Annotated in this window: 14 protein-coding genes and 1 tRNA gene; 7 read left to right on the top strand and 8 right to left on the bottom strand. The window is 45.9% G+C overall.

Features of this window, described 5'->3' with window-relative positions:
• Positions 1-21: 21 nt before the first annotated feature.
• The 4 genes from AC0S1O_RS00450 to AC0S1O_RS00435 form a co-directional block, all read right to left on the bottom strand.
• The gene (locus tag AC0S1O_RS00450; RefSeq protein WP_475393801.1) at positions 22-495 is read right to left on the bottom strand and encodes a CinA family protein; all 474 of its coding nucleotides are present in this window, start codon (positions 493-495) and stop codon (positions 22-24) included.
• Positions 492-1,004, bottom strand: coding sequence for a nicotinamide-nucleotide adenylyltransferase (locus AC0S1O_RS00445; RefSeq protein ID WP_015282757.1), 513 nt, complete (start codon positions 1,002-1,004; stop codon positions 492-494). The genes AC0S1O_RS00450 and AC0S1O_RS00445 overlap by 4 nt, the downstream gene beginning before the upstream one ends.
• A 48-nt stretch (positions 1,005-1,052) precedes the next feature.
• Positions 1,053-1,175 (bottom strand) — tRNA-Ile (locus AC0S1O_RS00440).
• A gap of 42 nt (positions 1,176-1,217) precedes the next feature.
• A complete protein-coding gene (locus tag AC0S1O_RS00435; RefSeq protein WP_475393800.1) occupies positions 1,218-2,294 on the bottom strand; it encodes a VIT1/CCC1 transporter family protein in 1,077 nt (358 codons plus the stop codon).
• Positions 2,295-2,390: 96 nt separating this feature from the next.
• Between AC0S1O_RS00435 and AC0S1O_RS00430 the strand changes: the two genes are divergently transcribed.
• Together AC0S1O_RS00430 and hpt are read left to right on the top strand one after the other, a co-directional pair.
• Complete coding sequence (locus tag AC0S1O_RS00430; protein ID WP_475393799.1) at positions 2,391-3,047, top strand: phosphoribosyltransferase family protein; 657 nt, start codon at positions 2,391-2,393, stop codon at positions 3,045-3,047.
• Positions 3,044-3,601: a hypoxanthine/guanine phosphoribosyltransferase gene (gene hpt / locus AC0S1O_RS00425; protein WP_475393798.1), complete on the top strand. Its 558-nt coding sequence runs from the start codon at positions 3,044-3,046 to the stop codon at positions 3,599-3,601. The genes AC0S1O_RS00430 and hpt overlap by 4 nt, the downstream gene beginning before the upstream one ends.
• Here the strand turns inward: hpt and AC0S1O_RS00420 are convergent.
• Complete coding sequence (locus tag AC0S1O_RS00420; protein ID WP_475393797.1) at positions 3,598-3,939, bottom strand: hypothetical protein; 342 nt, start codon at positions 3,937-3,939, stop codon at positions 3,598-3,600. The two genes, hpt and AC0S1O_RS00420, sit on opposite strands and share 4 nt — an antisense overlap.
• A gap of 102 nt (positions 3,940-4,041) precedes the next feature.
• On the opposite strand from AC0S1O_RS00420, the gene AC0S1O_RS00415 reads away from it, so the two are divergent.
• On the top strand, positions 4,042-4,557 hold the full coding sequence (locus AC0S1O_RS00415; protein ID WP_475393796.1) for a hypothetical protein: 516 nt from the start codon (positions 4,042-4,044) through the stop codon (positions 4,555-4,557).
• A gap of 6 nt (positions 4,558-4,563) precedes the next feature.
• Here AC0S1O_RS00415 and AC0S1O_RS00410 read toward each other — a convergent pair whose 3' ends face one another.
• Complete coding sequence (locus AC0S1O_RS00410) at positions 4,564-4,911, bottom strand: hypothetical protein (protein ID WP_475393795.1); 348 nt, start codon at positions 4,909-4,911, stop codon at positions 4,564-4,566.
• On the bottom strand, positions 4,911-5,078 hold the full coding sequence (locus tag AC0S1O_RS00405; protein ID WP_475393794.1) for a hypothetical protein: 168 nt from the start codon (positions 5,076-5,078) through the stop codon (positions 4,911-4,913). Before AC0S1O_RS00405 ends, AC0S1O_RS00410 begins: the two co-directional genes overlap by 1 nt.
• A gap of 174 nt (positions 5,079-5,252) precedes the next feature.
• Between AC0S1O_RS00405 and AC0S1O_RS00400 the strand changes: the two genes are divergently transcribed.
• The 4 genes from AC0S1O_RS00400 to AC0S1O_RS00385 are packed head-to-tail and all read left to right on the top strand — an operon-like array spanning position 5,253 to position 11,202.
• The gene (locus AC0S1O_RS00400) at positions 5,253-6,611 is read left to right on the top strand and encodes an ABC transporter permease (RefSeq protein WP_475393793.1); all 1,359 of its coding nucleotides are present in this window, start codon (positions 5,253-5,255) and stop codon (positions 6,609-6,611) included.
• A 13-nt stretch (positions 6,612-6,624) separates the two neighbouring features.
• Complete coding sequence (locus AC0S1O_RS00395; RefSeq protein ID WP_475393792.1) at positions 6,625-9,078, top strand: ABC transporter permease; 2,454 nt, start codon at positions 6,625-6,627, stop codon at positions 9,076-9,078.
• A 5-nt stretch (positions 9,079-9,083) separates the two neighbouring features.
• The gene (locus tag AC0S1O_RS00390; protein ID WP_475393791.1) at positions 9,084-10,133 is read left to right on the top strand and encodes an ABC transporter ATP-binding protein; all 1,050 of its coding nucleotides are present in this window, start codon (positions 9,084-9,086) and stop codon (positions 10,131-10,133) included.
• Entirely contained in the window at positions 10,126-11,202 is a 1,077-nt protein-coding gene (locus AC0S1O_RS00385) for an ABC transporter ATP-binding protein (RefSeq protein ID WP_475393790.1), read from the top strand. The genes AC0S1O_RS00390 and AC0S1O_RS00385 overlap by 8 nt, the downstream gene beginning before the upstream one ends.
• 29 nt (positions 11,203-11,231) lie before the next feature.
• On the opposite strand, the gene asnS is transcribed toward AC0S1O_RS00385, so the two are convergent.
• Complete coding sequence (asnS, locus tag AC0S1O_RS00380; RefSeq protein WP_475393789.1) at positions 11,232-12,524, bottom strand: asparagine--tRNA ligase; 1,293 nt, start codon at positions 12,522-12,524, stop codon at positions 11,232-11,234.
• Between the last annotated feature and the right edge of the window lie 27 nt (positions 12,525-12,551).

Genomic DNA, 12,551 nt, shown 5'->3' with positions numbered 1-12,551 from the left:
TAAGGGTTAATTTATATTAAATCATTTCGAGGATTCAATTTTATCTGCCAGAATTTCAATGGCCTTTTCTGCGATCTGTGTTTTTATCTCAATCCTGTCCCCCTTGAAGATGAACCTTTCAACCCACACCTCATCTCCTATCTTAAAGCCCATGTGCACAAGCCCCACAGGTTTTTCCTCTGTACCTCCCGAGGGTCCTGCAATACCGGTGGTGGATATGCCCACATCCGCTCCAAATATTTCCGTTACGCCTTTCACCATTTCCTCAGCACACTCTTTGCTCACGGCCCCGTATTTTTCTATGGTCTCTTTTTTCACCTTCAGAATTTTGATTTTCACCTCATTGCTGTAGGCCACAACTCCACCCACGAAGTAATTTGAAGATCCGGGTACATCAGTGATCTTGCTGGCAAGTAGTCCTCCCGTGCAGGATTCTGAGGTTGCAAGTTTGAGTCCTCTTTCTTTCAATACTTTACCAAGGTTTGCTGCATTCATTCCTCATCACTCTTTGCCAGTTCGCGCAATCTCCCAACTCCGTCTATTTCCTTTATTGTTTCTGCCACCGATTTTGGTACGAGGTGCTCCCAAGGCTCTCCGTGGATTATTCTCCTTCTGATCTCCCTGGCGGAGTATCTTTTTCTGTCGTAAAAAGGAGGGGCCTCTATCTTGTATCCTCTCTCTTCAAATAATCTCTTTATAAGCGGGTTGTTTGCAAATACCACATCAAAGGGGGGAGCGATACTCTCTACGTGGGCCACCCATATGGAGTTGCGATGGAGATCCTCAATGGGAACAAGGTAGTAGTTGTGTATTCCTTCAGACTCTAGGCTTCTGGAGATCATAAGGTGTCTCTCTCCAGCGGTGAAGGGATTTTCGAGGGTGTGAGAGTACTGGGCACTGCCTATGCCCACAATAACATCCGTGTACTTTGTGATTATGTATTTTATAACCTCAAGATGTCCCAGATGAAAGGGCTGAAATCTCCCGATTATTAGCGCGCGCATGATTTGCTAATTTCCTTATTTGAGATAAATATTTTGGAAAACTGGAAATGGGGCCGACCGGATTTGAACCGGCGACCTCCCGGTCTCTGCAAGCCCCATTTACGGGTAAAGCCGCTTTTTTAAAGGGGCTTTTATCAGCCGGGTGCTCCAACCATGCTAAGCTACGGCCCCGTGCGGGTGTGTATTATTTTTCCCTATTTAAAACTTTTTTGCCTAAATGGATGCTCCGAAGAATACATTGATTACGTAGCCGAACATGTAGGACAGGGCGGCCGCCCCCAGGCCAAGTGCCACCATTTCGGCAACCTTCTTTTTCACGGATATTCCTGACATTACGGAGATGATTGTGGACACAATGCCCAATGCAATTGCGGCGAATATTATGGAGAACGGAAGTGCTATGAGAGAGTTTGGCGCTAGGAAATACGGCACAACAGGAAAGAACACTCCGGTTATGTAGGCAAATCCCGTGTAAAGAGCCGCCCTTCTCTCGTTGGAATCCTCCTCAGGTATGATGTTTTCGGGGTTTCCGTTCTCTACGATGTAATCTGCTGCCTCATCAGATACGCTTCCTGAGAGCCCCATATCCTCAAGTCTCTCCCTTATCTCCTCCCTTGCGCGGTCCTTTGAGAGGGCAAAAACTATGCTCAGTCGTTTCCTTATCCCCTCATTTACCTGCCTCTGGGAACGCACCGATACGTATGTACCAATGGCCATGGATAGAGCACCGGCCACTCCGACTATCAGGCCACTCAATCCAACGAGAAAGGGGTTGTTTACATAAACGGCAGATAATCCTGTTACGGCACCTAAAAGTTCCACCAGTCCGTCGTTCATTCCCAGAACGAGGTCCCTTATGTTCTCCGCATGCAGAACTTTTTTCTCCTTGTCAAATATTTTTTCGTGCTCTATCTCATCAAGAATGATGTTTCCAAGTTCTCTGCGCTCTTCATCGCTCAATTTTTCATTTTTGTAAAAATCGTAATATGTTGTAATGGTTGCAGATTCGGTTGCCTCAAAGAGGGATACGAGGTATACTGAGCCGAGCAGATACCTTGCTATTCTCATCGTAGCTCTTTTCCAGGCACCTATTTTAATCCTCGGCACCTTCCCTCCCCTGCACTCTACGAATTTTTTCCAGAACTCCGCATGCCTTTTTTCTATGTTTGATAGCCCGTGAAGTTTTTTTCTTATATCCGCCCTCTTTTCAATTCTGCTGAGATATTCATAGATCTGGGAATCTTTCATCTCGCTGGCGTAGAACCTCCTTGCGAGATCTAGGCTTTTCATCTTTTCTGGCATATATCTGAGCCTATTTAAATTTTTAATTTTGATTGAAGCGTAATTTTTATAATATTCAAGGCGATTACAAGGCAGGTGAAACTGATGGTTGAGAAATTTAGGTGCCAGCTGGTTTCTTGGAAGGACATTGAGAGATGGTCAAAGGACATAGTTAAAAGGGTTCTAAAGAGCGGTTATACCCCAGAAATTGTGATAGGACTTGCCCGTGGTGGCCTTGTGCCTGCAAGGTTAATTGCAGATTATCTTAACATAAAGGAACTCTACGCTGTGAAAACCGAGCATTGGGGATTGACCGCCACCCCCGATGGCAAGGCCCGACTTGCCCAGGGCTTGCAGATAAGTATTGAGGGCAAGAAGGTACTCGTGGTGGACGATATAACAGACACCGGGCAGAGTTTGAAACTCGCGGTGGATCATATTGCGACCCACAATCCGGGGGAAATAAGAAGTGCGACGCTCTTGCATATAACCCATTCAAAGTACGTTCCTGATTACTACTCTGAGGAGGTGCCAGAGGACAGGTGGACGTGGTTCATCTTCCCATGGAACGTTTATGAGGATATGAGAAACCTTATTCCCAAGACCCTGTATGAGCCAAAGAGTGTTGATGGTGTGAAAGAAGCCCTGAAGGAGCAGTTTCAAATTAACGTGAAGAAGAGCGTTATTCGGGAAGTGCTCAGGGATTTGAAAAAGAGAGGAGTTGTTGAGAGAAACGGTGGATACTGGGAGTTGGTAAAATGAAACTCCTAAAGGAATCTTTGAGAAATGCCCCCGTCATAATGAAGGGAAATTATCCATATTTCATTCATCCACTGACAGATGGAATTCCTGAGATAGATCCTGCAGTCCTCAAGGATGCTGTGAATGAGATAATAAAGGTTATAGACATTGATAATTTTGATAAAATAGTGGCTGTGGAGGCAATGGGGCTGCCCATAGGCGTGGCCCTGAGTATGGAGCTCACAAAGCCAATGACCGTCATAAGAAAGCGCCCCTACGGCCTGCCGGGAGAGGTTGAGGTGGAGCAGCATACTGGCTATTCCAGGGGAAAATTGTACATAAATTCCATAACCTCTGAGGATAGGGTACTCCTTGTGGATGATGTTCTCAGTACTGGGGGTACGATAACTGCCGTTGTTAGCGGGATAAGGAGAATTGGTGCTGAGATAAGTGATATAGTGGTCGTGGTCAACAAGAACAAGGATCTGGAAACATTGGAGAGGAAAATAGGGTATAAAATAAAAACCATAGTGAACATAGAAATAGTGGATGGAAGGGTGAAGGTTCTGGATTAGAGCGTTTTTTCCAAAATCTCATCTATTTCTTTTTGGAACATCCTGTATAGGTTGGCCACAAACTCCCTTTTCATTTCTGGAGGTAATGATACCACCCCTAGTTCTCCAAGCGCCTTTGTCAAAAGTGCAGTTGCCTCCAGTTCCTTTATTTTTGCATTCAGGTACATCATCATTGCCTCATGTATTTCCTCTTTTACCTTTGGATTCTCATCCATTCTCTCTTTTATGTACTCCTTAACCTGATCCTTCATGATATCTCTCATGACCTCTATGACCATGTCCTCCGAGGGCATGATCTTCTCGCTCTCCTTCAAAATCTCCTCAACATTTTTAACCATGATTCCATATATGAAATCATTTGATAAGTAGATTTCTGCAGGGGGAAGTAAAATTTAAATACTTCCAAGTTCATTAATCCAAAAATATATTTGGTGGTTTAAATGGTGCAGGGAACGTCCATAAAAATGGTGCTGGAGTACATTTCCAAGAAGAAGGGGATTGAAGGTCTAAACGCTTTGAGGGATAGGGTCAATAAAGATAGGGTAATTTTTATGAAAGAATCCGATATCAAGGCGGGGGAAAACTATCCTGGATTCTATCTTGCGAGAATTTTGGATGCAGCGGTTGAGATTCTTGAAGAGAATGAAGTTGAGGATATGGGGAAGTACTTTGGAGAGCATATGAATGTCAGTTTCAAGGGCCTACTAGGCAGGTATCCTCCAAAGAAGACCATGCAAACAATGGTTCTAGCCATAAGGAAGTATTTGCCCATATTTCATGTTGGTTTTAAAACCATAACTTCCAAGTCCTACTGGCTTCTGATATCGAAGATCAAGAAGAGTTACTATCCATTCATAGATGGAATGGTGAAGGCACTTTTTGAGAAGCACGGAGGTATAAGGGAGGTAAAGAAAGCCCTTGAGGAGAACAGGGTAGAATACACCTTGAAATTCTAAACCTTTTCAATACTTCTCTGAAAAAATCCTTATCACACTATTTTGTATTATTGTGGCTGAGAGGGTATCGTCAATCTTGTCGAAATCCACATTGTCTAGGGGAGATATTGCTATGATTTCATTTTTCTCTCCAAGTATCCAGTGCACCACGATATTCCTCTCGTTCCTTATTTCCAGATACCCCTCCGGATATGTGGGTGACCAGTGGTGCAGAAAATCTCCCTTGAATATCTCCCTGAAGTATCTTTCAAATTTTGTGGGGCCCATTGTGGTAACAACGTCTATCCATATCCACTCTGAATCGTACTCCTCCAAAGATCTTATGAACTTCTTCCTATCCTCCTGGGAAAACATCAGAGCACACCCTCAAATTCCTGCTGGAGTTCTATCATTACCTGATCAAGGACTTCTTCAAAGGATACTCCCCTGTACTCCCTCAGTCCTCCCAGAGGACTCTGTAGTTTTGCTATAAAAACGCCGTTTTCCTCCAAAAACTCTATGTTGCAGAGGATTTCCTCCATTCTATCACCTAAGCCCGCTATCGCGAGGTAATATAAAAAATTTCCCTCCAAGAAGTGAGTAAAGTTTAAATGTAAGATTAACATTGTACCGCCACTGGTAGGTGGTCGATAATGGCAGGTTTAGGTCCTTACTTGGTGAAAAGATTGATTCAAGCAGCGATTACAGTATTCGTGGTGACCAGTCTCATATGGGCTCTCTTTGAGGCCATGCCTGGCGACCCGACTGATCCGTTCTATGCAAATCCGAATCTAAAAGCGTCGGATGTTGCCAATATGGCTGTATCCTTTGGACTTGCAGATAAGTACATTGACACCCTTACAGCTCAAAATTTTAAATTGGTTCCGAACTCGGAAATTCCAAATTCTGATCCAAACAACACCTATTATTACACAATGCTGGTGTATAACCGGCATCCCAGGGCTGTGTCATTTACCCTGAATATGGAGTTAAAGGATACGGGGATTTATGTTGTTAGTTCTCCAACACAGATACACCTTAACCAGGTTTATTTGAAGACGTCCTCCACTGAAAGAGTTCCTGCAGAGTACAAGTACTACTGGCACTCTTATCAGAGCAATCTGGGTAGATCGATACAGACCGTTGGTGTTCTGCCCAAAAAATATGTGTACGTGCTATTTGAAGTGCCCGGTAAAAATGCACAACTTCCACAGAATCTGAAGGTTTTCAACCTGTATGTGGTGGATAAGCCCCTCTATGAAAGGTACGTGTTTTTCCTCAAGGATATGTTCACCTTTAACTTTGGAAAATCTATAATATACAATGAAAATGTTTCCACGATCCTGGCACAGAGGGTGCCCAGAACACTTCTCTGGTTCGGTCTTGGAACGCTGATAACCTACGGCATAGGCGTGCCTCTGGGAACATATATTGCCTGGAGAAGAGGTGGTGCGGCCGAAGGAGCGGTGGTGGGTGCCAGTCTCTTCTTCTACAACATGCCCTCCTTCTGGTTGGGCTTGATATTCCTGTGGATATTCTCCTACACACTGGGCTGGACCCCGATTGGCAAGTTTGCAAGTCAGGGCGATACGGGCCCCGGCTCTACCTGCGCTGTCCTAGGCATTTGCCCTGGAAACCCGTTTTACGTGGTGGTTGATTATGGATGGCATCTTATTCTGCCCCTCACTGTTATAGTGCTTCTGGGCATTGCGGGAGTTATTCTGCTGCAGAGAACCTCAATGCTTGAAACGATGGGAGAGGATTACATCCTTACAGCCAAGGCCAAGGGTCTGCCGGAGAAGGTTGTCAGAAATAAGCACGCCAGGAGGAATGCAGAGTTGCCCATAGTTACATCCTTCGTGCTATCTCTTGCCTATTCAATAGGCGGTGCCGTTATACTGGAGCAGATCTTCTCCTATTACGGTGTGGGTTACACCTATCTTCAGGCGTTAATGAGACAGGACTTCTTCCTTGCAGGCGCAACGCTGTACATAATATCTCTGCTGGTCATATTGGGAAACATTCTCGCCGATATACTCTACGGCATACTGGATCCGAGGGTGAGGCTTCAATAAGGAGGTGTGATGGATGGTAGAAGTTTCAAAATGGGATGAAATGCGAAGGCACATGAAAAGGAGTTTGAAGCAGGGATGGAAACTCTACAGTCAGAGCAAATACGGTATAGTGGGATTATCCTTAATCCTCATATTTGCCATAATGGCCATATTCGCCCCTGTTCTCACTCCATACACCCCCCAGTTTGAGGCACCAACTGAAGATGCTCTCAGAACATACCTTTACGCGTTCAACACAACAGATCAGATAAACGGTCTGGTTGTGGGTTACACCCAGTTGAATACCGCATCTCCTGAAGCAGGAGATTGGATAATAATAAACCACGGAAGGACGATTCAAGGTGTGTTTGTCCAGAATCCAAAGAGGGTTGGAGAGCCCGAAAAAACACCATGGGAGACAACTCCCTTGAAATTCACATTGTCCTTGAGCAATATACCTGGGCTCGCTGCAACGGAGACTGTGCAGGACATGGCCTTCCTCTCACCCTCTACCTCTGATCTTCAGTACCATTACAGCGGTACCGGTCAGGATCCAAACTGGGACGGAGAGCTGGTGTTCATCACCCAGCACCATCTGGTTGTCTATGATCTGTACAATTTTAAGAATCCCAATTATCACAGAATGCTTGTTAAAACTCTAAATTATGAGCCCACCTGGCTCACTGTGGATGTAACCTCTTCGGGAGATACCACGGTGCCTGTTATGTACTCCAAGTCCCCCGTGGTTGTGCCATCGAGGTTTATAGCGGTGGGAAATGCCCACAATGTTGATCTTTACTGGTACTATTACACCTACTCCAACGACTCCTACATGCCATCTGCACAGCAATCCTTTAAGGAGGTGTTCAACGCCACTTACACTGAGAACATAACCTTTAAGCCTTTGCTGTTCTTCAATGACCAGCTCTACAATGCAAATCCGGGGAAGGATCAGAACGTCTTCGTTGTACCTCTTCAGACGAAGACCCTGGTTTACAAGGGTTTTGATACCCACACCTTCCCCATGCCATTCCTAACTCCTGGTAGGCTGCCCATCATGCCAATGCCAAAGATCGTTACTACGGAGTTCAATTTTGCCCTAACGGCACCTGCATCATTCTATGCGGGTAGTCCGGATCTTGGTAAGAATTACATATTCCTGCCCACTCAGGAAAATGGTGTTCCAAAGATTTACGTTATGAATCCTCTTGGTGATTCTGCCGGGCATGTTGCAATTGAAAACGCCTGGACCATGGATCTTGAAAGGGGTGTTGCCACGGCTGCACCCTTTGTGAGTTATGCGGGTGGTAATTTTACGGTGTACGCATCCACCTATGTGAAGAGCGAGCATACTGGTTACCTTTACAGGTTCAAGAAGGGTGTTTCGGATAATTCCTTCTACATGTATCCATTCAACCATACAAAGAATGGGGTCATACCCCTTGATTCTGCCATAGTGAGGATAGACTATGTTCCTGAGAACTCCGAACTGTTCCTTCTGACGAGCAATAATGATCTCTACCTTCTGGATCTCAATCAGTATGAAAGGGCAGGATATCTGAGTGTTGGTAAGTTTACGTACTACAACAATCAGACTGGAAAGATATCGGTGTTCCCCTATCCTCCGGGAAGCAAGCTGACCTACTATACCTATCTGGGCACGCTATCTGGGTCCAAGTACTCACCCTCTGCTGCTGCCCTTGATATATACGGAATTTACTATTGTAATGATACCAAGACCGTAGGACTGGTCATTTTGAAGGGAGAGAGCGTTCTGCCTCTGCCCCCTGGTCATTATCCCAGCGGAAACTGGTACATCCTGGGTACAGACGATAAGGGTCACGACATATGGACCTGGCTTGTCTATGGTTCTAGGGTTGCATTCATAGTTGGTATCCTATCCGCATTCTTCTCAGTGATGATTGGTACGCTCTACGGTGTCTATTCCGGATACAAGGGCGGGTTGATAGACACCCTGCTCATGAGATTCGTGGACATAATGCTCACATTGCCTGTGCTGCCCATATTGCTCATCCTCACATCAATTCTTGGGCCCAGTATATGGAACATAATCCTGGTGATCTCCGCCCTCGGCTGGTCCGGTGTGGCCAGGGTTATACGTGCTCAGACCCTGTCCCTCAAGTCAAGACCATTTATAGATGCCGCCAAGGTGGCTGGAGCGAGCAACACAAGAATAATGCTCTCACATATATTCCCCAACGTTTTGCCCTTCTCTTTCCTCTACATGACTCTGGGTGTGGCAGGTGCGATTATATCCGAGGCATCACTGAGCTTCCTTGGTCTGGGAGATCCGAAGGCCATTTCATGGGGACAGATGCTTTACAGTATTCAAACGGCGGGCGCAGTTATGTACGCATGGTGGTGGCTCTTGCCTCCAGGTCTGGCCATAACACTCATATCTCTGGGCTTCTACCTTGTTGGCAGGGCATTTGACGAGATACTTAATCCACGCTTGAGGAAGAGGTGATAAAAATGGCAAGAACACTGTTGGATGTTAGGAACCTTTCGATACACTACAAGATTCAGGCTGGCTGGGTCTACGCTGTGGATGGTGTTAGTTTTAAACTTGAAAAGGGAGAAACCATGGGTCTGGTGGGAGAATCCGGATGCGGTAAGACAACCACCGGCTACGGAATAACCCAGCTTCTTGCCAGCAATGCATACATAAAAGAGGGCAGCAAGGTAATATTTGACAGGAAGGATCTGGTTCAAGTGGGTACCGTGCCCAGCAAGAAATTCCCCGGATACAGAAAAATTGTTGAGTATCATCCGGAGATGAGAAAGTATAGATGGGCCAGGATTTCGATGATCTTCCAGGGAGCCATGAACGCCTTCAACCCTGTTTTCAAGGTCGGAGATCAGATAATTGAGGCAATTCTCACCCATAAGAATGTGAGTGAACAGGAAGCTAGAAAGAGGGTTGAGGAACTATACAGATTGGTTGGTATACCTGTTGATAGAATTGACAACTATCCCCATGAGTATAGTGGAGGTATGAAACAGAGGGCCATGATTGCCATGGCCCTTGCCCTGGATCCTGATTTGATAATAGCGGATGAGCCAACCACCGCCCTGGATGTGGTTACCCAGGATAGGATTCTTGGTGAGATGGCTCGGTTGCAGAAGGAGAAAAATGTGGCCATGATACTGATCACACACGATGTCAGTGTGGTTGCAGAGATGGCCCATAAAATGGCCGTTATGTATGCCGGGCATCTCGTTGAGACGGGTTCCACGAGGCAGGTATTCAAGGAAACTGCTCACCCGTACATGGAGGCATTGCTCAACGCGTTCCCCAACATAAAGGGTGAGAAGAAGAGGCTCAAGGCCATACCTGGCTCTCCACCTGATCTTGCGAATCCACCCAAGGGTTGCAGATTTGCACCTCGCTGTCCCTATGCTAAGGATATATGCCTTGAAAAGGAACCACCGGTGGTTGAAGTTGCTCCCGGACACTATTCCAAGTGTCACTTTGCAGAGGAGCTTTATGGCGAATTGGGCGGGGGTGAGAGAAATGAGTGAAGAGAATAACGGTGAAGTGGTTATCCGTGTGAGGAACCTTAAGAAGTACTTTGAACTGCACGCGGGAATGTTCAAGTTCTGGGGTGAACCCATATACGTTAAAGCCGTTGACGGAATAAACTTCGATATTCATCGTGGAGAAATCCTGGGTCTTGTGGGAGAATCCGGATGCGGTAAGACCACCACGGGCAGGCTTCTCACGAGGCTTGAGGATCCAACTGAAGGAAACATCCTCTTTGAGGGTGAAGATATCGCAAAACTGAAGGGTAAGCAGCTGAAAAAGTACAGGAGAAACGTGCAGATGATATTCCAGGACCCCTACGAGTCCTTGAATCCTCGCTTTACAGTGCAGAAGACCGTTATGGAGCCTTTGCTTATACATGGCATAGGTGATACCTACGACGATAGGGTGGAAATGGTGATTAAGGCTCTGGAAGATGCAGAATTGAGACCTGCAGAGGAGTACCTTGATAGGTTCCCTCACGAGCTGAGCGGAGGTCAGAGACAGCGTGTTGCAATTGCCAGGGCCCTAGTGCTCAGGCCAAAGTTCATAGTGGCCGATGAGCCAGTGTCCATGCTTGATGTCTCCATTCGTGCAGGTGTGATGAACCTTATGCTTGATCTGCGGGAAAGGTACGGTATACCATTCCTGTTCATAACCCACGATATTGCGGTATCCAGATACATGTCAGATAAGATGGCGGTGATGTACCTGGGCAGGATAGTTGAAATGGCCAACTCGGACGATGTGGTCTTCAACCCCATGCATCCATACACAAAGGCACTGATTTCTGCTGTTCCTGTGCCAGATCCCGATCACAAGCATGGTCGTGTGGAAATTAAGGGAGAGATTCCAAGCCCAATAAACCTGCCTCCAGGATGCAGATTCTGGCCTCGCTGCCCATACGCCCAGAAGGGTCTGTGCGATGTGAAGGAACCTCCTCTTGTGGAGGTTGAGCCAGGGCACTTTGTAGCCTGCCATTTTGCAGAGAAACTTGCCTCCGAGGGATTTGATAAGGAACTGGAAAACACAAATGCTGTGGAAGAAATTGAAGAAGAAACAGAGTAAATGGCGTTAAACGCCAATCATTTTTTCTTTTATGGTTTTGTCCTTCTTATTGTTCTGGGATATGGTATGGCGTATTTTATGTGCGATAATCCTGCAAGCCACCACACGAGCCTGTCCACACCGAGGCCGAATCCCGCATGGGGCACGCTTCCGTATTTCCTGAGGTCCACGTACCAGTAGTAGTTCTCTGGATTTAGGCCCTCCTCTTCCATTCTTTGAAGAAGCACATCCAGTTTGTATATTCTCTCCCCTCCGCCGATGATCTCTCCGTATCCCTCTGGGGCAAGCATGTCATGGCACAGAACAACCTTCGGATTTTCGGGATCCGGTCTGTGGTAGAATGGTTTTATGGATGTTGGATAGTGGGTCACAAAAATAGGTTTGTCAAACTTCATTGTGATTGCAGTTTCTTCATCTGCACCAAGATCATCGCCGTACTTAATATCAATTCCTTCATCCTGGGCAAATTCAATGAGTTCTTCGTATTTCATATGGATGAAGGGCTTCTCTATATTTTCCAGGATTTTTATGTCCCTGTTTAGAAATTCAAGTTCCCTTCTACGCTCGTCCAAAACCCTCTGAATTATCTGGACGATGAGTTCCTCTTCATCCCTCATCATATCATCGTTGTGGTACCATGCTGCCTCTGCCTCTGCATGCCAGTACTCTGTAAGATGTCTTCTGGTCCTGCTCTTCTCCGCGCGAAAACTGGGAGCGATGGTATATACCCTTTCAAGTGAGAATATGAAGGTTTCAAGGTAGAATTGCGCACTCTGTGTTAGGTATGCCTTTCTGCCAAAGTAGGGAACTTCAAAAAGGGTTGATCCCCCCTCCACGGCACCTGTGACGAATATGGGTCCCTGTACCTCATAATACCCGTTTTCCCTGAAGTAATCATGAATTGCACCAAAAACTGTGTGCCTTATTTTAAGGATGGCGTTCATCTCCCTGCTCCTGAGCCAGAGATGTCTGTTGTCAAGTAGAAATTCATCGCTCTTGTCCTTGGTTATGGGAAACATGTATGAGGGTCCAATGATATCAATGGCATTCACATCGATTTCATATCCTGTGGGAGCCCTGGGTTCCTTTCTCACAGAACCACTAAGCATTATGGAAGATTCCACTCCAACCTTATCAAGTTCCTTGAATTTTTCTGCACCTATCTTTTTCTTTTCAACAACGCACTGGATTATGTCTGAAGAGTCCCGGAGAACCACGAAAATGATCTTTCCCATACGTCTCTTCCTGTAAATCCACCCCCGAAGGTTAACTTCCTTTCCTATGAAATCATCTGAAAGTACCTCTGCCACCTTGTGAAACATAAACTTGCATGTGGGTTATTTATTTAT

It is taken from the genome of Candidatus Aciduliprofundum sp. HYA1 (assembly GCF_056175085.1).
The sequence above is the reverse complement of the archived record's forward strand: the minus strand, read 5'-3'. Positions and strand labels throughout refer to the sequence as shown.

Excerpts from the sequence above, each read along its gene's own strand:
- AC0S1O_RS00450 (WP_475393801.1), bottom strand. The coding sequence starts at position 495 with ATGAATGCAGCAAACCTTGGTAAAGTATTGAAAGAAAGAGGACTCAAA.
- AC0S1O_RS00445 (WP_015282757.1), bottom strand. The coding sequence starts at position 1,004 with ATGCGCGCGCTAATAATCGGGAGATTTCAGCCCTTTCATCTGGGACAT.
- AC0S1O_RS00435 (WP_475393800.1), bottom strand. The coding sequence starts at position 2,294 with ATGAAAAGCCTAGATCTCGCAAGGAGGTTCTACGCCAGCGAGATGAAA.
- AC0S1O_RS00430 (WP_475393799.1), top strand. The coding sequence starts at position 2,391 with ATGGTTGAGAAATTTAGGTGCCAGCTGGTTTCTTGGAAGGACATTGAG.
- hpt (WP_475393798.1), top strand. The coding sequence starts at position 3,044 with ATGAAACTCCTAAAGGAATCTTTGAGAAATGCCCCCGTCATAATGAAG.
- AC0S1O_RS00420 (WP_475393797.1), bottom strand. The coding sequence starts at position 3,939 with ATGGTTAAAAATGTTGAGGAGATTTTGAAGGAGAGCGAGAAGATCATG.
- AC0S1O_RS00415 (WP_475393796.1), top strand. The coding sequence starts at position 4,042 with ATGGTGCAGGGAACGTCCATAAAAATGGTGCTGGAGTACATTTCCAAG.
- AC0S1O_RS00410 (WP_475393795.1), bottom strand. The coding sequence starts at position 4,911 with ATGTTTTCCCAGGAGGATAGGAAGAAGTTCATAAGATCTTTGGAGGAG.
- AC0S1O_RS00405 (WP_475393794.1), bottom strand. The coding sequence starts at position 5,078 with ATGGAGGAAATCCTCTGCAACATAGAGTTTTTGGAGGAAAACGGCGTT.
- AC0S1O_RS00395 (WP_475393792.1), top strand. The coding sequence starts at position 6,625 with ATGGTAGAAGTTTCAAAATGGGATGAAATGCGAAGGCACATGAAAAGG.
- AC0S1O_RS00390 (WP_475393791.1), top strand. The coding sequence starts at position 9,084 with ATGGCAAGAACACTGTTGGATGTTAGGAACCTTTCGATACACTACAAG.
- AC0S1O_RS00385 (WP_475393790.1), top strand. The coding sequence starts at position 10,126 with ATGAGTGAAGAGAATAACGGTGAAGTGGTTATCCGTGTGAGGAACCTT.
- asnS (WP_475393789.1), bottom strand. The coding sequence starts at position 12,524 with ATGTTTCACAAGGTGGCAGAGGTACTTTCAGATGATTTCATAGGAAAG.